Origin of the sequence: Mucilaginibacter gracilis, assembly GCF_003633615.1 — a bacterium.
GTDB classification, from domain to species: Bacteria; Bacteroidota; Bacteroidia; order Sphingobacteriales; family Sphingobacteriaceae; genus Mucilaginibacter; species Mucilaginibacter gracilis.
The window spans coordinates 1,443,150-1,465,765 of the sequence record NZ_RBKU01000001.1; the positions used below are offsets into that span (position 1 = coordinate 1,443,150).

At 41.8% G+C, this 22,616-nt stretch carries 16 protein-coding genes; 6 read left to right on the forward strand and 10 right to left on the reverse strand.

From position 1 onward, the window contains the following. Positions 1 to 89 precede the first annotated feature (89 nt). A complete protein-coding gene (locus tag BDD43_RS06080; RefSeq protein WP_121196835.1) occupies positions 90 to 2,984 on the forward strand; it encodes a DEAD/DEAH box helicase in 2,895 nt (964 codons plus the stop codon). A gap of 44 nt (positions 2,985 to 3,028) precedes the next feature. On the opposite strand, the gene aat is transcribed toward BDD43_RS06080, so the two are convergent. From aat to mqnB, 5 genes are all read right to left on the reverse strand, one after another. Further along, entirely contained in the window at positions 3,029 to 3,667 is a 639-nt protein-coding gene (gene aat, locus BDD43_RS06085; RefSeq protein WP_121196836.1) for a leucyl/phenylalanyl-tRNA--protein transferase, read from the reverse strand. A 10-nt stretch (positions 3,668 to 3,677) separates the two neighbouring features. After that, positions 3,678 to 5,600 (reverse strand): DUF3857 domain-containing transglutaminase family protein, encoded by a 1,923-nt coding sequence (locus tag BDD43_RS06090; RefSeq protein ID WP_121196837.1) that lies wholly within the window; start codon positions 5,598 to 5,600, stop codon positions 3,678 to 3,680. Between the two features lie 17 nt (positions 5,601 to 5,617). Continuing rightward, a complete protein-coding gene (locus BDD43_RS06095; protein WP_121196838.1) occupies positions 5,618 to 7,591 on the reverse strand; it encodes a DUF3857 domain-containing protein in 1,974 nt (657 codons plus the stop codon). 230 nt (positions 7,592 to 7,821) lie between these two features. Further along, on the reverse strand, positions 7,822 to 8,664 hold the full coding sequence (locus BDD43_RS06100) for a menaquinone biosynthesis family protein (RefSeq protein ID WP_121196839.1): 843 nt from the start codon (positions 8,662 to 8,664) through the stop codon (positions 7,822 to 7,824). An 11-nt stretch (positions 8,665 to 8,675) separates the two neighbouring features. Continuing rightward, positions 8,676 to 9,305 (reverse strand): futalosine hydrolase, encoded by a 630-nt coding sequence (gene mqnB, locus BDD43_RS06105; protein ID WP_246001473.1) that lies wholly within the window; start codon positions 9,303 to 9,305, stop codon positions 8,676 to 8,678. 69 nt (positions 9,306 to 9,374) lie between these two features. Here mqnB and BDD43_RS06110 point away from each other — a divergent pair, with 69 nt between their 5' ends. From BDD43_RS06110 to BDD43_RS06125, 4 genes are all read left to right on the forward strand, one after another. Then, entirely contained in the window at positions 9,375 to 9,791 is a 417-nt protein-coding gene (locus BDD43_RS06110; RefSeq protein WP_121196841.1) for a 6-pyruvoyl trahydropterin synthase family protein, read from the forward strand. Between the two features lie 5 nt (positions 9,792 to 9,796). Further along, positions 9,797 to 10,438 (forward strand): GTP cyclohydrolase I FolE, encoded by a 642-nt coding sequence (gene folE, locus BDD43_RS06115; RefSeq protein ID WP_121196842.1) that lies wholly within the window; start codon positions 9,797 to 9,799, stop codon positions 10,436 to 10,438. Positions 10,439 to 10,546: 108 nt separating this feature from the next. Then, on the forward strand, positions 10,547 to 11,425 hold the full coding sequence (gene fabD / locus BDD43_RS06120; protein WP_121196843.1) for an ACP S-malonyltransferase: 879 nt from the start codon (positions 10,547 to 10,549) through the stop codon (positions 11,423 to 11,425). Positions 11,426 to 11,479: 54 nt separating this feature from the next. Then, positions 11,480 to 15,196, forward strand: a complete 3,717-nt coding sequence (locus tag BDD43_RS06125) for a sensor histidine kinase (protein WP_121196844.1) — start codon at positions 11,480 to 11,482, stop codon at positions 15,194 to 15,196. Positions 15,197 to 15,371: 175 nt separating this feature from the next. On the opposite strand, the gene BDD43_RS06130 is transcribed toward BDD43_RS06125, so the two are convergent. After that, entirely contained in the window at positions 15,372 to 16,283 is a 912-nt protein-coding gene (locus tag BDD43_RS06130) for a hypothetical protein (RefSeq protein ID WP_121201895.1), read from the reverse strand. Positions 16,284 to 16,684: 401 nt separating this feature from the next. Here BDD43_RS06130 and BDD43_RS06135 point away from each other — a divergent pair, with 401 nt between their 5' ends. Continuing rightward, positions 16,685 to 18,175, forward strand: coding sequence for a glycoside hydrolase family 10 protein (locus BDD43_RS06135; protein WP_317128750.1), 1,491 nt, complete (start codon positions 16,685 to 16,687; stop codon positions 18,173 to 18,175). Positions 18,176 to 18,191: 16 nt separating this feature from the next. Here BDD43_RS06135 and BDD43_RS06140 read toward each other — a convergent pair whose 3' ends face one another. From BDD43_RS06140 to BDD43_RS06155, 4 genes are all read right to left on the reverse strand, one after another. After that, a complete protein-coding gene (locus BDD43_RS06140; RefSeq protein ID WP_121196846.1) occupies positions 18,192 to 18,944 on the reverse strand; it encodes an SDR family NAD(P)-dependent oxidoreductase in 753 nt (250 codons plus the stop codon). 44 nt (positions 18,945 to 18,988) lie between these two features. Beyond that, the gene (locus tag BDD43_RS06145) at positions 18,989 to 20,602 is read right to left on the reverse strand and encodes an ATP-dependent DNA ligase (protein ID WP_121196847.1); all 1,614 of its coding nucleotides are present in this window, start codon (positions 20,600 to 20,602) and stop codon (positions 18,989 to 18,991) included. Beyond that, complete coding sequence (locus tag BDD43_RS06150; RefSeq protein WP_121196848.1) at positions 20,599 to 21,735, reverse strand: ligase-associated DNA damage response exonuclease; 1,137 nt, start codon at positions 21,733 to 21,735, stop codon at positions 20,599 to 20,601. Before BDD43_RS06150 ends, BDD43_RS06145 begins: the two co-directional genes overlap by 4 nt. 88 nt (positions 21,736 to 21,823) lie before the next feature. After that, positions 21,824 to 22,573 (reverse strand): hypothetical protein, encoded by a 750-nt coding sequence (locus BDD43_RS06155; protein WP_121196849.1) that lies wholly within the window; start codon positions 22,571 to 22,573, stop codon positions 21,824 to 21,826. Positions 22,574 to 22,616: the final 43 nt, after the last annotated feature.

The window sequence follows — 22,616 nt, forward strand, 5'->3', positions numbered from 1 at the left end:
ATTTAGCGCCAAATGCTTTTGATTGCTAAATATTCTGTTTACGTTTGAATTTTTTGTTGATGTAGCTTGCACAAATTTTTTATACAAGCATGCTACGTGTAGACAGTACAAAACCTTGCCAAATAGTATATTCGGTGTGTAAGCACGAGTATTTGTCGTACGTTATAGAGCCTCACATCGTACAGCTAAACCCTAACGGCGAGTTTTCGCTCACCCACCAACGTTTATTTTCAAACACGGTAAAAGAGTTTGCAAACTTTATTGACGATACCGATATTAAACTCGTTAAAATTTTAGATGAGCTTGAACAAGGTGCCATCATTCGCAAATACCATAAAAAAGCCATACGCCCGGTTGAGTTTTTTTCTAAAATTTTTAACGAGCAGTTTTTCGACACCATCCGCCCAAAAATTGAAAAGCGTATGGTTGAGGCACTAAGCCTGTTACACAACAAGCAGGTTTACCAAATGAGCAAAGAAGGCTACCCCGCCGGCAAACGCTTGCAGATAGCTACCGAAGAGGCGTCGGTATTATTCCATTTTAGGCGCAACGAAACCGAAATAAGGTATTTCCCTACCATCAAATACCAAAACATGCGCATCGAGTTCATGTTTAAAAATGCCGAAATTATAAGCAACCACCCCGCCTGGATGCTGCTTGATGACACTTTGTATTACTTTGATAAAGATATTGAAGGCAAAAAGCTATTTCCGTTTTTAAACAAACGCTACATCGCTATTCCGCGCTCGTCCGAGCAATCGTACTTCGAAAAATTTGTTGCACCGCTTATAGAAAAACACCACGTTTACGCCGAAGGTTTTACAATAAACAACGAAAAGCACGAAGCTACGGCCGTACTGAAACCCATTTATATAGAAAACGGCACATCGCAAATACAACTTTACTTTAAATATGCCAGTTATGTTTTCCCCTTTGGGGATGGCAGGCAGGTATCTGTACGGATAGAAAAAATTGGCGACGAGTATACCATCCATCGCGTTAAGCGCTCCATTGGCTGGGAAAGAGGCAAACTAAAGGAGCTGGAAGACCGTGGATTAAAAATTGTATCGAGCCTGTTCCAAAACCTGGAGGTAAAGGGTGGCGATGAGGAGATTGACCATTCCTTCTCGGTATTTGAGTGGTTAAACCAACACCACGACGAGCTTACCGGCCTCAACTTTGAGCTTGAACAACCCGAAGGAAAAAAACGCTATGTGTTTGGCAACAGTAAAATAGACCTCGAAGTTAAAGAAGGGAACGATTGGTTTGATATACACGCTATTGTGCATTTTGGGCCCTACCAAATACCTTTTATGGAATTGCGTAACCATATATTAAACCGCAAAAAAGAATTTATTTTACCGTCGGGCGAGATAGCTGTAATACCCGAAAAATGGTTTTCGCAATACGGCAACCTATTGGCTTTTACCGAGAACGACAAAAGTTTAAAGCTAAAAAAACACCACATAGGCCTCTTAAATGATTTGGATGACGGCACTATGGCCAGGGTTGCTATTAACCGCAAAATGCAAAAACTTACCGATTTTGAGCAAATGGACGATGTGGACATGCCGGTGCATTTTACAGGCACCCTTCGCCACTACCAAAAGGCGGGTTACAACTGGTTCCACTTTTTAAAAGATTATAATTTTGGCGGCTGCCTTGCCGACGATATGGGCCTGGGTAAAACCATACAAACGCTGGCCCTGTTACAAAAAAACAAAGAAGAAGCCGAGGCTGCAGGCAGTAAAGCAACATCGCTCATTGTTATGCCAACTTCGTTAATTTACAACTGGCTTAACGAGGCCACCAAGTTTGCGCCGCAACTCAAATTAATGGTACATACGGGCACATTGCGTAATAAACTGCCCGAACATTTTGGCAATTTTGATGTGGTGATAACCACCTATGGCATTACCCGTATTGATATTGATGTGCTGAACAACTTTTTTTTCGATTACATTATTTTAGACGAAAGCCAAAACATCAAAAACCCGTCATCAAAATCGTTCCGCTCGGTTAAGCTGTTAAAATCGCGGTTCAAGCTGATATTAAGCGGTACGCCGGTAGAAAACTCGGTGAATGATTTGTGGACACAAATGTCGTTCATAAACCCTGGCTTGCTTGGCAGTCAGCAGTTTTTTATGAACGAGTTTGTAACGCCCATCGAAAAAAAGAAAGACGAAGAAAAGGCCCGCAAACTACAGGCCCTAATTAAACCTTTTGTATTGCGCCGCACTAAAGAGCAGGTTGCGACTGAACTACCGCCCAAAACCGAAAACCTGTTTTACTGCCAGATGAGCGACGACCAGGCCGAGGTTTATGAAAAAGTAAAATCGGAGTACCGCAACGAGTTATTAAAAAGTTTGGAAGATGGCACCTTTGCAAAATCGCAGATGCAGGTATTGCAGGGCCTTATTAAGCTAAGGCAAATAGCCAACCATCCATCTATGATAGATGAGAATTACGAAGGCGACTCGGGCAAGTTTGAAAATGTTACCCACACCTTAACCAATGTTTTGGAAGCAGGGCATAAGGTGCTGATATTTTCGCAGTTTGTAAAGCAGCTAACCATTTACCGCCAGCACATGGAAAAAGAAAACATTCCATATTTGTACCTGGATGGTAGCACCCAAAACCGTGGCGAGATAGTCAAAAAATTTCAGGAAGACGAAAAGACCCGCGTATTCCTCATCTCGATAAAAGCGGGCGGCGTAGGTTTAAATTTAACTGAAGCCGATTATGTTTTTATTCTGGACCCCTGGTGGAACCCCGCCGTTGAGCAACAGGCTATTGATCGTACACACCGTATAGGCCAAACCAAAAATGTATTCATTTACAAATTCATCACCAAAGATTCGGTAGAGGAGAAGATACTGGCCCTGCAACAACGCAAGCTTAAACTATCAAGCGCGTTAATAACCACCGAAGAAAGTTTTATCAAATCGTTATCGCCGGAGGATATTAAGGAAATTTTGGGTTAGCCCCCTAAACCCCTAAAGGGGGGAAAAAGGGGGAATAAAAAAAGTTATATTTCCTCATTATTCAATATTGCCAGATAGTTGGCCCGGCTTATCATTCTCGCACCTAGGGACGATAAGTGGTCGGTGTAAACCTGGCAATCTATCATTCGGTATTTACCGGTTTGGCTAAGCGTTATCAAAGCCAGTTTTGATGCATTACTTACTTTGCTAAACATACTCTCGCCGCAAAAAACCTCGCCTATCTGTACGCCGTACAGGCCACCAACCAACTCGTTATTTTGCCAAACCTCTACCGAGTGTGCATGGCCTAATTGATGTAATGCAATGTAAGCCTGCTGCATATCGTTGGTAATCCAGGTGCCATCCTGGCCGGCACGTTCGGCATCGGCGCAGGCTTTAATCACGTCGGCAAAACAGGTATCAAACGTTACATCAAACCGCTTTGCGCGGATAATCTGGCCCATACTTTTTGATACTTTTAACTCGTTGGGGTAAAGCACAAAGCGCTCGTGCGGCGAAAACCATAAAATAGGCTCGTCATCGCTATACCATGGGAATATCCCATTTTGGTAAGCCAGCATTAACCTATCCGCACTTAAATCGCCGCCCACGGCAAGCAGCCCGTCATCTTCGGCAAGTTCGGGGTTGGGGAAAAGCAAGCGTTCATCAAGCCTGAATATCATTAAGGCAAAATTAAGCCTTCTTGCGTATCACCAGTTTTTTATTTTGAACTTTGGCTATATTATCCATGTATTGCTGCATTTCGTTGTATTTGGCAGCAGGTATTACGTAGTTGTTTAGGTTAAATTTTGTTGTGTTAACAATTTGATTTTTTGCGGCATCGTAAACATAGGTTACATCGTAATTACCATAGCTAAACTTGAGGCTTGCATTTGGCGGTAACGATTCTACTTCGAAACCCGCGGGCAAATCAATAGTGGTAACGCAGGTTTTGCCCATGGGGTGCTCAAAATAGTAATCGCTTTTGCGTTTTTCTAAAACGGGCACGGTTAGCCGCCATAAGTCAAACAAACGGGGGCGGTAAAACTGCTTGTCGCCGGCCATAATGTCGCAAAACTTATCGTATTCCATTTCAACATTAACCTCGTCAACACCTTCTTTATCACCAGCTGGTTTCAAATCAAAAACCGACGGTTGTTTAATATTAAGATTTCGTATCAGAAACTCTTTTTGTTCGTCTATTTTTTGCTGCGCCAAACCAATGTACATACTGCGGTACTCGCCGGTGGCCCAAATTTTAAGCGTAGCCTTGGCACCGCCGTCGGGCTGTAAAAACAAATGTGCCTCGCTTTTAAACTGATTATCGGTAATGGTGCTTTTTGGTGTATTAACCAATTTCCCGCCGTCTTCGGTTACTAGCAGGGCGTTCCTGTTTTCGGTAAATGTGCCCAACTTGCCAAAGGGTTGCGTGCTGCTGGTGCATTCGAGCCAGGTAGTATCATTTTTAAATGGCACACAAACTATGATATGATTAAATGGATCGGCCGGGAACGATGGGTCGGCAGGCTCCCGGTTTGCCTCCGCTCGCACTATTGCATAATACGACGGTATATGAACTGCTTTAAGCAAAGCCGTCATATAATTTGACAATGCTTTGCAATCGCCGTATTTTTTTTGATCTACAAACGTTGCGGCAAAAGGCTTTAAACCGCCAATGCCCAACTGCACACTTACATAGCGCATGTTTTTTTGCATATAGTTATACAAAAATTTAGCCTTTTCCTTGTCTGTTTTTATGCCTGCAGTCATCTGCCTTATTTCTTCTTCTCGGGCCGGTGTTAACGAGCATACGTCGGCATTTAATGCCTGTTGCCATTTGCCGTAACCGGCCCAGGTACTTATATCGCCGGGCATGCCGCCGTATTCAAACGAGTTGGCAGCAAACATTACTGATGGCAAAACCCTCCAATCCAAGGCCTCCTCTTCAAGTTTAAACGCCTTTAGGTTCTTCACCTCCCAGGTGTACGAATCCATATTATTTACAACATCTTTTTTGGGTGCGATGGTAGTATTGCAGTTTTTATACCTGAAACCAATAGCTGGGTTAACCAGGAAGTGATATATTGAATTTTGAACCGACTTCTCCGACGATTGAATAAGCCATTTATTAAGATCAACATAACTGTTCTGTTCGGTTTCCGAAATTTGCTCCACAGTTACCGGGTAGCTAACAATGGTATGGCTGGTGCCAAGCATACGGTCGTCTGTAATTATTGATATCCCATCAGAAGCCGATCTGTCATACATATCACCTTTGCGGTATTTTTTTATTTGTTTCCCGTCAGCATCATATATTATCATTTCGGCAGAGCTTACACTGCTAAACTTTTTATCATACCATAGCACAATCGCGGCTTCGCGTTCGGCCTTTTCATTTAATACCGTTACAACCGAATGCTCTTTTATCACCATTTTACCCGGGCCCTTAACGGTAATATCGGTTAAGCTATAGCGCACAACTGCATTTGCATCCTTTTTTAACGAATCGGGTATGGTTGATGCTTTGTAAAGCTCGGCAGGCACATCTTTACTCTGGCTATAAACCTGCCCCGTAAGCAGGATTAATGCCGCAATAGTTAATAATTTATTATACATGGCTCAAATATTACAGCTTATCCTTTTTTTAATACAATTTGCTCATTCAGCATATCGTTCATTTTTTTATAAAATTCGCGAAATTCGGGGTATTCAACATTATAATAAACCGTTTTTTTATAGTTTACTATGTAGCTTACTTTAATCATACCGTCCTCTTCACCAATAAAGCGCCTAAAGGTTATGCTTTTATCAGGCATTGTCATACTCACATTTTTCGGCAGCGCGTCGGCCTTAAAACCTGCAGGTATTTTATAGCTGCCTGTAATTACATAATTATTACGGCAACCAAAGTCAATATCGGTGGCACGGTTTTCACTTAAAAATGGGTTTGTTTTTAACGGACTAAATAAGTTAGGATTAATGTAGATATAATTTTCGTCGGAAGCGGGGAGTGCGAGTTTGAAGCCTATTTTTTGGCACAGAGGCAAGGTGTCGATATCCATATTCTCCAACTTTAGAGAAGCTATTTCCAGGTTATTATCACCGTTTTTCAAAAACTTTTTGTACTTCTCCTCTCCATCTTTTTTATATTTCTCAACATTGCTCAATTTATGATAGCTGTAACTGTTTATTTCTGCCGTTCCGTCTAATTTTCCATCGGGCAAAACACTTGCTACTATTTGTACCACCTCCCTTGCAGCTATGTCGTGGTCTATAAATAACAGATCATATTTCTTTTCCTCCTTGTCAATATACAAGCCAAACGAGTTAAGCAATTCGTAAGGTGTTTCGTTATAAACGTTGTATTTGCCGGATGCATCTAAAACATAATGTTTGGTACTATCAACCGGGATATAAACCACGGCGCGGTTAAATTGAAATAATGAGGGGTATGCACCCGATACCTGGCCATTTTGGCGCGTACTAACCACCATTGGATATACCTTAACGCCAGTTTGTTTAAGCAAGTGGCATAGTGCCAGGTTAATTTCGGTTGCGTTGCCGGTTTGCTTTTCCCAGGCTTTAACTGTGCCGTCTACAGTGTATCTGTAGTCGGCATCGTTCCACTTCATTCTATCCTTAACCTGTTTAAAAACAAAGGCTATTTTTTCGTCGTCGGTTTTAAATGCTTTAGCCTTGCTTATAATTAATTCCTCATCTTTTAATTTTCGCTTTAGTTGTCCGCCAAAATTGTCATTTTCAATAAGGCTGTTGCCGGCCTTCTCCCAGGTGTCGATAAACGAGCGCACAAAACCGCCAACCGGCCTAATAGATGTTAGCTGGTAATAGATGCGTTGCAAGTTATCAGCCCTCGACCTCATATAAGGCTCGTCGGTTAACGACGGAATATTAGCAAGTCCCCGGGTGCGTTTATCTGTATTATATGTAAAGGCTTGTGCGCCCATGCCAATTGTTTTAGAATCGGACCCGCTAATGTTTTTCACAAATGGCTGTAAAATATGTGTTTGAGTTTTATACACAAATAAATCGGGGGTTTCGGTACTTATCTCGCTGTAGCGGCATGGTATGTTACCCTGAAAAAACCAATCTGGTAGTGAATAACTAGCAACATCTTGAAACCGGTATTTGTATTCGATAATAGAACCGGCCTTTACATTTGGAAAAGCAAAAACAATGGCCTGCCTAAACTGGTCAACGTTTTCTGTATATATCAATTTCCTTTCCAGTTTGGTTATTTCGGGTTTACCATTGTTTTCGTTAATGGTTTCAACCTGCACATCGGTTATGTTTTCGGCGCGGTTTCCGCCATAAAACTCTATACGGATGTTTCCTTCGTCTTTACCCTTATCGTTAAATATTTTAATGCGCTTGTGGCGCTCCATCACAATATTAAAATCCTGATCAAAGTACACATCACCTTTATCAAAAAGCACCATTGCATTGGCATCCTTTTCAAATTCGCAGGCTTTAAGCTGTAGGTCGGCCATATCAACCTTGCCAAAAGGCATCGTTGCTGGTGTGGGGGCCTGCGCCAGTACATGGGTAACAAAAAATAAACAGAAAACAGAGGTAAATACTTTTTTCATATGTGATATTTTGACGGAAAATAGTTAAAATATCAATACAAATAATATTTTTTAAAACAAAATTCACCTCCATTTGTATACGCGCTGGTTTGCCACGTTTTTTTATTAAAAAAGTTTACCAGCCGTTAAACCTTTAAAAAAGTTCCGAGTCAAACTTTAAAATTGAGCGACGATAATCTCTTTTATATTTTAGTTTAGGTATGGGTCCCGGCTGGTTACCGGGGCCTTTTTTATGCCGTTAAAAACAGGTTTTGTGTTATTGGCGGTATAATACCATTGGCCAAAGCCTTATCAAACAATAGTTGGATGGCTTTGCGCCCTTCGATACCCAACTCAACCGAGTACTTGTTTACATACAAGTCTATGTGTTTGTACATCACCGCCTCGCTCATTTCCTGCGAGTGCGAACGGATAAACTCCAAACCCGATTTTGGATTGGCAAAAGCAAACTCAACCGATCGTTTTATAATACGGTTAACTTTTAGCTGTACATCCGGTGGCAAATTGCGGTTAATTACAATACCACCCAGCGGAATGGCGCAACCGGTTTGCTTTTCCCAATAATCGCCCAGGTCAATAACTTTATGTAAGCCTTTATCCTCATAGGTAAAGCGGTTTTCGTGAATAATTAAACCAATATCTATCTCATCATTCAGTAATGCATCTTCAATTGCCGAAAACACCATTTCCACCTTATTTTTAGCTTCCGGAAATGCCAGGCCAAGTAAAAAATTAGCGGTGGTGAACTTACCGGGAATGCCTATTTTAAGGTTTGAAATATTAGATATTAAATAAGGAATATCCTGCTGTTTGGTAATGAGCATGGGCCCTACGCCAAACCCAAGCGCACTGCCCGAATCGAGCAGAACATATTTATCGGTAACGTAGGCAAATGCGTGGTAACTTAATTTGGTAATATCAAGCACGCCATTCATTGCCTTTTGGTTAAGTGTTTCTACATCATCAAAAAACACTTCAAAATCTAAGCCCTCGGTATCAATTTTATGGTGAATAAGGGCATCAAAAATAAAGGTATCGTTAGGGCAGGGAGAAAAGCCGAGGGAAAGTTTCATTTGCAGATATATTAAACCTTAGTAATTGAGCTGATGAGCTCAATGGCAAAGTTATTCAGATTTTTTATAGCCAGCCCTATCTTCCAGTTATCGCGGTTACGCTTTTCAACATAATTTGACACGGCTCTGATTTGTAAGCCCGCCACACCTGCCTTTTGGCAGGCATAAAAAAATGCCGCGCCTTCCATACTCTCCATTTGCGGGGCTGCCTGCTCCATCACTTTTTGGATAGATGCTTCGTTACCATGAGCGGTATTAACCGTTATGGCTGTGGTTTTTTTTAGTGCGGCATTGGTTAAATAATTACCCAGACTGGCCGTAGTGTAATACTGGCTTTCGCCGAAACCCAGATTTTTGATAGCAATAAACGCATCGCCATCCTCGGCACCAAGTTCCGATAGGTTGTCGCTAACAATTTCAACCACCTCGCCTAAGGCAATGCCGCGGTCAAAACTGCCTGCTATACCTAAATTAATTACCAAATGTTGTTGGTTTAGCGTAAAATAATTGCCCAGCGCATAGGCTGTTGCAACCATACCTACGCCTGTAATTAATACATCAAACGGTCTTTTTATATTAAAATGGGCCAGTAGGGGCTCTATTTCGGGCTCGGTAGCGGCAACAATTAAAATTTTCATCATGTTTTATACACTAAGTTATAAACTATTAGGCTGTTTTTGTTTTATATATTTGCAGCAACAATTGCTATGATGATTTATATTACACGGAAAGAACATTTTAACGCTGCACATCGTATGTACCGCGATGAATGGAGTGCCGAAAAAAATAACGAGGTTTTTGGTAAGTGTGCTAACCCAAACTGGCACGGGCATAACTACAATATTTTTGTAACTGTAAAGGGTGAAATATCGCACGCTACAGGCTATCTGATAGACCTTAAAGATTTAAAGGTGATTATTAACGATTACGTTATAGAAAAACTTGACCATAAAAACATTAACCTCGACGTACCTTTTATGCAAGGTAAAATGGCATCAACCGAGCTACTTTGCATTGAGATATTTAACCAACTTAAAGCTCCCATTGAAGCTAATGAGGGCGTTTTTTTACATTCGGTAAAGCTGTATGAAACCGAAAACAACAGCGCCGAGTACTTTGGCGACTAAGCAACATGAGCAAAGAAAATTACGACCGATACGATGATGAGGAAGATGTGGACGGTTATGTAAAAATTGACCGCTATAACCCGGAACTCATCCAAAATATATCAACCCATTACAAGGATATATTAACCCAGTTAGGTGAGGACCCTAACCGAGAAGGCTTGCTTAAAACGCCCGAACGTGTAGCTAAGGCATTGCTGTATTTAACACATGGTTACGACCTGAACCCGAAAGACATCTTAGAATCGGCAAAGTTTACCGAGGAATACAGCCAAATGGTTGTGGTAAAAGACATTGAAGTTTACTCGATGTGTGAACACCATATGTTACCCTTTTTTGGAAAGGCACATATTGCCTATATACCAAACGGGCAGGTAGTTGGCCTGAGCAAAATACCCCGCGTGGTTGATGCCTTTGCACGCCGCCTACAGGTGCAAGAACGTTTAACCAACCAAATACGAGATTGTATACAAGAAACCTTAAACCCCATTGGCGTAGGCGTTGTAATGGAGTGCCGCCATTTATGCATGTGCATGCGCGGTGTACAAAAGCAAAACTCGGTAACAACAACATCGGCCTTTACAGGCGAATTTATTAAAGAAAAAACCCGTGCCGAATTTTTACATTTGATATCATCAAAATTGAGCTAAAAAAAGGTTCATAGTTGATGGTTCATAGATCATAGTAGAAAGGCTAAAAACACCATGAACCATTATCTATGAACCATGAACCAAATAACTAACTAACCAATAACTAAATTGAAAGCATACATATTTCCAGGACAAGGCGCCCAGTTTGTAGGCATGGGTAAAAACATTTACGACCAATCCGAACAAGCCCGCGAATTATTTGAACAGGCCAATAGCATTTTAGGCTTCCGCATTACCGATATGATGTTTAACGGTACCGACGAAGACCTGAAACAAACCAATGTTACCCAACCGGCTATATTTTTGCATTCGGTTATTTTAGCAAAAACAATTAGCAATTTTGAGCCGGAGATGGTAGCGGGCCATTCGCTTGGCGAGTTTTCGGCGTTGGTGGCTGCCGGTGCGCTTTCGTTTGAAGATGGATTGCGTTTGGTAGCATCCCGCGCCAACGCGATGCAAAAAGCCTGCGACATTCAACCATCAACAATGGCAGCCATTTTGGGCCTTGATGATTATACAGTTGAAGAAATTTGCCACAGGATAAGCAATGTGGTTGTGCCGGCAAATTACAATTGCCCGGGGCAACTGGTTATATCGGGCACCATTGCCGGTATTGACGAAGCTTGCGAAAAGCTTACCGCTGCCGGGGCAAAAAGAGCATTAAAGTTAAACGTTGGCGGCGCATTTCACTCGCCATTAATGGAGCTGGCCAAGGTTGAATTGGAAGCGGCTATTGTTGCTATCGAAATTAAGAGCCCTATATGCCCTATCTATCAAAATATTGATGCCAAACCTTATACCGATCCGGCTGCTATTAAGGCAAACCTCATATCGCAGCTAACCGGCCCTGTACGTTGGACACAAACCATGCAACGTATGATACAAGATGGTGCAACATCGTTTACCGAAGTTGGGCCCGGTAATGTTTTGCAAGGCCTGGTTAAAAAGGTTGACAGGGCAATGAAAACAGAAAGCGCCACCTTATAAAACAATTACACAGTATTTGGTTTTATATTGCTATTACATTAACACACTATAATTTTGAATACTGCCGCCAAAATACGCTGGTTACTTGCGCTTATTTGCTTAAGCCTGTTTTTAACAGCCATCATTGCAAAACAATCGTACAGCCCGCGTAACAATCTGGATAGCAGTGCCAAAACCCTCGAAACAAATTTAAGGCAAAAAGAAACCTTTGCGCGCGATTTTATTGACAATAAAACCAATTTTATAAAGCTTAAAAGCGTTGCTAATAGTGAGCAATACGCGCTGGATTTAACAAACCTGGTAAAAAACGAACACCTATACCTCTGCACCTATTCAAACAATCAACTAAGCTATTGGAACGGAGTTTCGGCATTGCCCGATAATATTGCGCAATACAAAGACGGCACCTCGTTTATAAAAACAACAAACGGTTATTACGAACTAATTAAAAAAAGTGATGGCAATTTTTGCGTTGCCATTTTTGTTTTGGTAAAAAATAATTATCACTATCAAAACCAGTATCTGCAAAACAATTTCGCAACCCAACTACTGCGCGACAATAACATTGCCATTGCCGACTTTGCCGACCCCAATGTTTACAACATACGCAGTGTAAAAAACGAGTATCTGTTTTCGGTTAAACTTATAGCCGATAATCTTAACCCACTATTTGCGCTGATGCAAATTATGCTGTGGATAAGTGGCCTGTTATTGCTGTGCGCATTAATTAATAACCTTGCCAATATTGTTGCTTCAAAGGGCCACGTTTTTATTGCGTACTTAATTATTGCTGCCTTAATTATTGCGGTACGGTTTGTTAACCTTTACTACCACTGGCCTAATATTTACCAGGGAATAAGCTTATTTGAGCCTTCCTATTATGCCGCTAACACCATATTTCCGTCTCTGGGCGATTTTGTTATCAACGTAATACTTATAACCTGGCTGGGGTTATTTATATACAACACACGCAATAAAATAATTAAAAGCCCAATAAAACGCACGGCATTAAGTTACGGTATATTGGTAGCTTGTGTGCTTTTTTTAATTGGCCTCTCGCGCGTGTTACTGGGTTTATTTGCGGGGCTGGTATTTAATTCGCACATCAATTTTGATGTAAACAACGTACTTAATTTAACCAGTTTTAGCGTTGTTGGTGTTGTTTTGCTTTGCTTTGGCCTTTTTATATTTATTTTATTTAGCGAAACTTGCCTGGCCGTTGCTTTAAAACTTAACGTAACAAACCGCAACAAACTAATTGTTTTAGTTGGCCTTACGCTACTTACAACAATAGCAGAAGCTATCCGCCATCACGATATTTCTGGCTTTTATCTATTGTGGTCGCTGGTGGTTATTATTCGCGGTTACGCAACTGTTTACGATAAAGGCAAGTTTAATGCGCTAACCTATATTGGCATCATCATTCTTTGTTCTATCATATCATCTATCAAATTATACACTTTCCAGGCTGTTAAAGAAAAGCAAACACGCCGGTTACTAATACAAGAGTTAGAATCGGCAGAAGACCCGGGAGCCGAAAACATGTTTAACCAGATAGAATACGACATATCGCACTCCAACTTTGTTGTTTCTTATTTTAATAACACCGGCCGTAACCATAACTTTTTAAAAAGTAAATTTCAAAAACTGTTTTTCACAGGCTATTTATCTAAGTACGATTTTAAAACTTACGAATACGATACCAACAATAAACCCTTGCCGGGAAGCGGCGAATACGAGTTGGATAATTATAAAGACATGGTGGCTTACAGTGCTTTTAAAGTAAGGCCAACGCGTTATTTTTATAGGGTAAATAACTTTTTTGGCTTTCAAAGCTACTTTGCAATTATCCCGATTACTACAGATTCGGGGCGATTGGGTACCGTGGTTATCGATCTTAAATCAAAACCGCTTACAAGTACAGAGGCTTTCCCCGAATTATTGGTAGAAGGCAAGCCGCAAGATATTGATGCGTTTAAAGGATATTCGTACGCCTATTACTTTGATGGTAAGCTGCAAAACCAAACAGGTAAGTATGTTTACAGTTTAGCCAACTACGAGTTTGTGGGTAAACTGAAACAATACGTTTACCAAACCGACAAAGGCAACTCCAATTACAACCACCTGATATACCAGCCAACCGAAAGCAAACTAATAGTAGTGAGCAAAGAGGATGATAAGGTTTACACCATTGTAACGTCGTTAACCTTCTTTTTTTTAGTGTTTTTAATTTTTGTTTTTTTATTGCTTGGTGCAGAGTGGTTATGGAATAATTATCGAAAATTTGATAAGGTTAAAAGCCTGAAATGGAACTTTTGGGATAGTTTTGATAAAATATTGTATAAAACCCGCATACAGCTATCAATGGTATTTGCGGTTGTTATTACTTTGTTAATTATTGGGGTTTTAACTTTTGTATCGGTGAGTGCGCAATACCAAACCCAGCAAGACGATTTTATACACGACAAAATATCGCGCATAGCTTCGGCTTATGAAAAACTGATGTTTGATAAAAACATAGCCAATACCAATGAAGATAATCAACTAACGTTTAATTCCTTTGCCGATACCTACTCATCAGACATAACACTTTTTGATAAAGACGGCACCCCCATTTACACTACCCAACCCAAGTTATACGACGACGGGTTGATAGCACGCCGCATGAATGCTACGGCATTTATATACCTAAGTACGTTTCAAAAATCGGGGTATATTAACGAGGAAACTATTGGCTCGCTTAAATACAAGGCCGCCTACGCGCCCGTAAGAGATGCCAAAAACAACGTTACCGGCTTTTTGCAACTTCCGTATTTTTCTAACGAAACCGAATACCGGGAACGCATTGGTGCCTTTTTAAACACCATGATTAATGTATATGCACTTGTATTTGTGGCCATTGGCTTATTTGCAATTGCAGTAGCACGGCAAATTACCACACCACTTACCATTATACAACAAAGTTTAAGCAAAACCATTTACGGCCGCAAAAACGAACCCATTGAATGGCAACATAACGACGAGATTGGCTCGCTTATTAAAGAATACAACAACATGATTGCGGCACTGGAAAACAGCGCCCAAAAGCTCGCCCAGTCTGAAAGAGAAAATGCCTGGCGCGAAATGGCCAAACAGGTTGCGCACGAAATTAAAAACCCGTTAACGCCCTTAAAACTTGGCTTGCAATTGCTCGAAAAATCGTGGAAAGATAAGGACCCCAAATTTGATATTAAATTTGAAAGGTTTAGCGCATCTTTTGTTGAGCAGATAGACAGCTTATCAAAAATTGCGTCGGAGTTTTCAAACTTTGCCAAAATGCCCGAAACCCAGTTAGAGCGTTTTAACATTATAGATATTTTAGGCCAGGCTGTTACCATATTTAAGCAAACCATTAATTTCCAAATTATTTTTTACAACATGGGCGAGCCCTTTGTAATTTTGGCCGATAAAGACCAAATATTACGCAGCTTTAATAACTTGCTTAAAAACGCCATAGAAGCAGTGCCCGAAGACCGTTCGGGCGTTATCAACATATCGTACGAAGTGATTAACAAGGTAATATTTATAAAAATAAAAGATAACGGCAATGGCATACCCGAGGCCCTGCGCAAACGGATATTTGTACCCAACTTTACCACAAAAACATCGGGTACCGGTTTGGGCCTGGCACTGGTTAAAAATGCTATCGAACACGCGCGCGGCAGTATATCATTTGATACCGAAATTGGCGTAGGCACTACGTTTTACATAAGCTTCCCGGTTGCCGTTTAATGTAGTAAATGCAGCCTGTAACCACCTCCCTTAAAGCAAAAGGCCCGTTGAGTGTTTGCTCAACGGGCCTTTTGCCTTTTGCCTTTTGCCTTTTGCCTTTTGCCTTTTGCCTTTTGCCTTTTGACTTTTGACTTTTGACTTTTGACTTTTGACTTTCCGACTTTCCGACTTCTGCTTACTTCAGCGTAAAGCTCGATTTACCCATGGTGTAACCATCGGCATAAAGCAGCACGGTATAGGCTCCTTTTTGGAAAGTTCCCGGGTTTACCCAGTCAAGGCTGTAAACACTACCATCATCCTTAAAATCAATGGCGGCCTTAAAGGTATATTGAAATTCCTGACCATCAGCCTCAAATTTGCCAGAGTCTGTTTGCGTAATCAGGTTGCCGGTTGGGTCAATAATACGCACGTAAACATCATGCAGCCTTTTTTCGGCAACGGCATTGCCAGGTATGGTAAAATCAATTTTTATTTTTTTGGTAACCGCCGCACGGTTTTTTTCAACCTCTTTACCGCTCGACTTTAATTTTAGTGTTGCTATATTGATGCTGCCTGTTTTTAAAGCCGAAGCAATTTGAACCTTAGTGCCAAGGTCTGCGTTTTGCTTTTCAAGCGTAGTTGCTTTTTGTGCTACTGTAGCCAGGTTGTTTTTTAAGGTATCGCGTTCGGTAGTTAACGATTCGTTTTGCTTTTTAAGCTCATCAATATCTGCAGTGTACTTGGTTACAAAGTACCTAAGTTGTTTTACATCTTCCTGAGCTTTTTTCAAGTCTTCGGCAGTTAGCTTTCCTTTATCAAGCTGTTTGCGCAGTTCTTTAATTTTAACTTTAAGCGAGTCGTTTTTGGCCTGCAACACTGCCGACATTTGGGTTTTACCCATATTTACCTGCTCTATTTGCGTTTCAAGGCTATCCAGCTCGGTTTGTAAACGGGTTTTCTCGTCGTTTTGGTAAACTATAACATTATCAGTTTTACTTTTCGTTACCAACAGGTAAATGTCGCTACCCACTAAAGCTAAAATAACTACTATTAAAAAGTAAATTACATTTGAGTTTTTTTTGGGGGCTCTGTCTTGTTGATCTTCCATGTTTTCTATCATGTTAATTACTATTAGGCAAAAAAGTGTTTAAATTAAAGGTGTACTCATGCTGCGCTACTCACACAACAATGGCTCTAAGATATTATTTTTAAAGGTTATTTTTCAAATTTAAACTCTTATGCTTTCAATTTTGTGCATTTACGTACCGGTTTAAACAACAGTAACCGTTAACCAATTACAAATAATTGTTGGTTTTGTTTTAACGTATTACCAGGTTTTAAGCAACGGTTTGTTAAACCCTGTTTTATTATTGTTTCCACGGGTTAAAACAATAACATAATAAACTGCATTACTTTCAGTTTAATATCTTTGCTTCTCAAAAAATTTATTTGCTAATGGGTTTGTATAAAAAAGCGTTATTTATTTTTTCTGTTTTACCGCTATATGTTTTGAATATAAACGCACAGACTAAAACTGAGCCAAAACCCCAACCTAAACGCGAGTTTCGCGGCGTGTGGGTGGCTACAGTTAGTAATATTGACTGGCCTTCAAGCAGCCATTCGTCATCATCAACCCAAATTAAGGAGCTTACCGATATTTTAGATTCGCACCAAAAAACGGGCATTAATGCCATTATGTTTCAGGTGCGGCCCGCTGCCGATGCCCTTTATGCCAAAAGCCACGAGCCATGGTCGCAGTGGTTAACCGGTGTACAAGGCCGTGCGCCAAACCCTTTATACGACCCTTTAGAAATTGCTATAAACGAAGCCCATAAACGCGGCATGGAACTGCATGCATGGCTAAACCCCTACCGGGCCACGTTTTCGGCGGGGAGCAGTGTGGCGGCTAACAGCATTATTAACCAAAAGCCCGAGTGGTTTTTTACCTACGGTGGCCAAAAAATATTTAATCCGGGTTTGCCCGAGGTACGCGCCTACATCCTCAAAATAGTTTTGGATGTGGTTGATAATTACGATGTAGACGGTATACACATGGACGACTATTTTTATCCGTACCCAATTCACGGGCAAAAAATTAACGATTCGGCAGCTTATAAAGAATATGGTAAAGCCTTTGATAGTGTTGACGACTGGCGCCGTAACAATGTAGACCTGATGATTAAAATGCTTAGCGACAGCATTCATAAACATAAGCCGTATTTAAAATTCGGTATAAGCCCAATCGGAATCTGGAAAAACCGTAGCCAAGATCCACGCGGATCGGAAACTAACGGTATATCAACCTATACCGAACTTTATGCCGATACCCGTAAATGGATTATGTCGGGCTGGGTTGACTATATAAACCCGCAAGTGTACTGGAGTTTAGGTTACCGCCTGGCTGCTTTTGAAAAAGTGATTGACTGGTGGAGCGATAATACTTACAACAGGCACCTTTATATTGGCCAGGCCCCATACCGTATTATTGAAAACGTTAGCCCCGCCTTTAGGTTGAGCACCCAACTTCCGGACCAGTTAAAGTATATCCGTAAAAACGCACGGGTACAGGGTAGCATATATTTCAGCTCAAAATCGGTAACTAAAAACCCGCTTGGTTTTGCCGATTCGTTGAGGCAAAATTATTATCGTTATCCGGCAATGCCGCCAACCATGCTTTGGCTTGATTCGGTAGCCCCAAATGCCCCGCGTAACCTACTGGTAAAACTTAAACCAAAAGCGGCGGTATTAAGCTGGGAAGCACCGTTACCTGCTAAAGATAAAGAACCTGTTTACGGCTACGTTATATACCGTTTTTACCAGGGCGAAAAAGCAAATATTGAAGACCCCCAATATATTTTACAAATTAAATACAACACCGAAACCGCCTTTGTAGACGCCACCATTGAGCCCGGCAAAACCTACCAATACGTAGTAACAGCCATTGATAGGCTGAAAAATGAAAGCTACCCCAGCGCAGTTGTAAACACGGGCGAGAAATAGCAGGTTGATATAGTAACTAACTATTCATTACCGCACCGCAATTAATATCGATGGTTTGGCCTGTGATGGAACGTTGTTGGGTGAGGTAAAAAACCAGATCGGCAATTTCTTCGGGTTCGCTCATGCGGCGTAACGGAACGCTTTGCATGGCTATATCGTAAAACTCGGCTTTGGTGATGCCAATACCATCGGCTATGCCCTGCAAACCATCTTGCGACATTTCGGTATCAACCCATCCGGGGCAAATGGCATTCACCAATATTTTTTCGGGTGCAAACTGCACCGCCCACGATCGCATCAGGCCCAATAAACCTGCCTTAGAGGCACAATAGGCCGAATAATTGGCAACACCCAACCTTGCCAATACCGACGATGTAATAACGATCTGTTTTTCATCACCCGCTTTTCTAAGTTGTGGTAAAAAAGTATTTACAAAATTATAGGTACCTGTTAAGTTTGTGGCTATAATATCGTCCCAGCGGTCGGCATCACCCCAGTAGTTTTCGCCGCCGACGCCCGAATTGGCAATTAAACCATGAATAGTAAAGCCATCAATATCCAAGGCAGCTTTTGCCAGGCTTTCTTTACTGCGTATATCGGCAACCAGCATGCGGTGCCCGTTTCCCCTTAACGCAGATAGGGTTTGTTGCAGCGTTTGTTTATTACGGCCCAATAAAATACAATGGTTACCCTGCTCGGCAAGCTTTTGGGCTATAGCCTGGCCTATCCCGCTACCTGCGCCACTTATAATATATGTTTTTGATGCCATGTTGTATATTTGCTATAATAGGCTAATATAGGTAATGAAACTATTTAACCCAATAAAGCCTTCAAGGTTTCTAAAGTATCGGCCTCCTCCATTGGCTTATCAGTTCGCCATCTCAATATCCGCGGGAAGCGTAATGCTATGCCCGATTTATGCCTTGTTGATTTATTAATACCCTCAAAGCCTATCTCGAAAACCAATTGCGGTTTTACGGTTCGCACGGGGCCAAATTTTTCGAGTGTGTTGCGTTTTATAAAATTATCAACCTTGCGTATCTCTTCATCGGTTAAACCGGAGTAGGCTTTGGCAAAGGGCACCAGTTTATCGCCATCCCAAACGGCGAAGGTGTAATCGGTATACAAATCGGCGCGGCGGCCATGGCCCTTTTGGGCGTATATCATTACCGCATCTATCGATAGGGGGTCTATTTTCCATTTCCACCAATCGCCACGGCGGCGGCCAACCTGGTAAGGCGCGCTTTTTCGTTTTAACATAATACCTTCGGCTATCATAGCCCGCGACTGTGTTCTAACGGCCTCCAAAGCTGTCCAACCACCAAATTCAATTAAAGCCGATATTCTGAATATTTCCGGGTAAGCGGTGGCCATTTGTAAGCTTTCTAATATCTCCCGCCTTTCGGTTTGTGTTTTATTGCGGATGTCGGTGCCCTGGTATTCCAGGCAATCATACGCAATTACTGCAACCGGGCTTTCTTCCAGTATCTTTTTGCTTAGGTTTTTTCGCCCGATGCGCGTTTGCAAAATATTGAAGGGTAAAGGCAGTCCGTTTTGAAAACTTAGTATCTCGCCATCTAAAACCGTACCATCAGGCAATTCATTTAAAAACGGATGCAATTCCGGGAATTTTTCTGTAGCCAAATCTTCGCCCCGGCTCCAAATAAATATTTGGCCGTTGCGCTTTATCATTTGCGCCCTTATGCCATCCCATTTCCACTCGGCCTGCCATTGGTTGCTATCGCCCAAAGATGCCTGCAACTCATCCGGCGATTTTTGCTTCTCCGATGTTTCTTGTATAGGATAGGCCAGGAAAAAAGGGTAGGGGCGGGATACATCGTCGGATGCTCCTTCATCCTGAACCAGTTGTTCAAAGGTGTAATTATCGGGCATCCAATTACCCATAATACGGTGCGTTAGTGTTGCTGCATCGTGGTTAGTAATATCGGCAAGTGCCTTAATAACCAAACTTTGCGATACGCCAACCCTAAAACCGCCGGTAAGTATTTTGTTAAAAACAAAACGTTCCTGCGTATCCAACATGGCCCACGATGCCAGCAACCATTGTTTGCGCTCGTCGTCGGTTTTTGCATTCAGGGTGTTTATCTCGGCTATCCATTCGGTTAATGTTTTATTGCTGCTGTTATCACTTTGGGGTAACAGCAGGGCAATGGTTTCCGCAAGGTCGCCAACTACCTGGTAGCTTTCTTCAAACAACCAAACCGGTATGCCCGATGCCTCCATGGCCCAGTTGCGTATAAACGTTGCGTTAATTTGCCGTTTGGGTTTGCGGCCAGTAAACAAGGCCAGCATGTTCATTTTATCGGTATCCGGCACAGATAAAAAATAGTCTTTCAATACCTTAACCTTTTGGTTGGTTTTGTTTGTTTCGTCTAAAGCGAGAAAAAGTTGGGCAAATGCTTTCATAGAGCCCCCTCCAAACCTCCCCCGGAAGGGGAGACTTTAAAATTCTCGGCTGTTAAATGTTTGGGGCCCGCATTTTCTGTCAGGGCGCTTGTCAAAGCCTCCCCTTCCGGGGGAGGTTGGGTGGGGGCTGCTTCTTCGCCCTCTTCATCATCGCCAAATAAAGTATGCACTTCGTGGGCGTCAAAACCAATTTGGGATAAATACCGCGAAAAACTGGCCGTATAACCATGAGTTAAATAAACCTTTTCGCAACCGGTAGCTTCAATGGCGGCAATCAGTCCGTCCCAATCGGCATGGTCGGATAGTACAAAACCGCGGTCGGCAGCCCTGCGTTTTTTTGCCCCGCGGATACTCATCCAACCAGAGCAATAACCAAAATCGTAAGGGTTAAAGCGTCGCATCCAATGCGTGCCTACCGATGATGGCGGGGCTAAAATAATGCCTCTGCGTACTTCTTCTTTAGGGGTATCAATAGTAATGCGCGTGGTTGGCTTGAGCCCTATGCCATTACGGCGCAGGGCCTCGTTGGTATTCTCGATAACGCCATGCGTATATACTTTGCCAATAGATAGATCCAGATTTTGCAAAATGCGCTGTGCCTTACCCAACGAATAACCAACTATTACAGATGCCCGGCCTTCTTTTACGTTTTGGCACCACCAGTTATTCATATCATCAAAAATATGCTTCTGCGGTTTCCATTTATAAACGGGCATACCAAAAGTACATTCCGAAATAAAATGATGGCAACGCACAGGCTCAAAAGGCGTAGATATGCCGTCATCTTCTAACTTATAATCGCCGGATACTACCCAAACCTCACCCTGATAGCAAACTCTAACCTGTGCCGAACCTATAACATGCCCAGCCGGGTACAGGCTTATCTCTACACCGTTTTTCATCACCTTTTCGCCGTATTCAACGGTTTGCAACTGAATATCGCCCAGGCGGTAAAGCAACACCTGCTGAGATAATTGATGTGCCAGGTAACGTTTATTACCCCAACGGGCATGATCGCTATGGGCATGGGTTATTACGGCATCGTCTACAGGTTTCCATGGATCGATATAAAACCGGCCCTGGGCGCAATAAATTCCGCTATCAGTAAATTCGAGCAATGGTTTTTTTGCCATAATAGTTGAAAAGGCCGGGCAAATTTGCCCGGCCTATAAATAACATCAATACATTCTCAATGTTTTGACACGCCAGCTTGTGATTGCACTATTGAATGCCGTTGTAAATGTATATGGCTTTTTTAATTTTGTGGTCTGCTATACCGCTTGTTACAAAGTATACCGGTAGGGCTGCACCGGCTATAGCCAATGGTGTACCTATAGGGTGTGACGAACCATCTTTACTATTAATAAGGTTTACACCTGTTAAAACTACTCCCGTTGCAAAAGCCGCTGCGGCACCATAGCTTGCATATCGCCAAGCGTACGCTCCGCGGGCTTTGTGCAGAGCTTCGTCATTATCCGATAAATAATCTAACAACACGCCTTTGTTCAATTTATCAATATCAGCCGAACCTTGCTTTTGGAGATAATAAACCCTTGTTGCGTTTCTTTGGTAACCATTGCCCGATACACCTCCGTAGCCAGAACCGGCAACGCCGCCAGTGCCATAGGCGGCACCGCCATTATACGAATAGCCATAAACAATTTTATATATCATGTTTATTTTGCCATATATTTCGCCAAAATAAAGTTCGTCGTCGTTAATTACAAAATACATTTTTTTGGATTTGATTGCCGACAATCCTTGTAAACTCATCTCTTTGCCATCAACCGTAAGGGTTCTTCTCTTAACAATAACACTGGCTGCATTAATACGTTCGCCTTTTTTTGTAATAACGTAGCTTGAATCGACCTCGCGGAGGCCATGCGTTACAAAGCGGTATTTAGGGTTACACGATGTAAAGCATAAAACAGTAATAATAAAAAGTAATGTGTTTAGGCAAATGCGTTTCATAAAGTTATTTAGATGATTAATATTTATTTAAGCCCTTAAAATA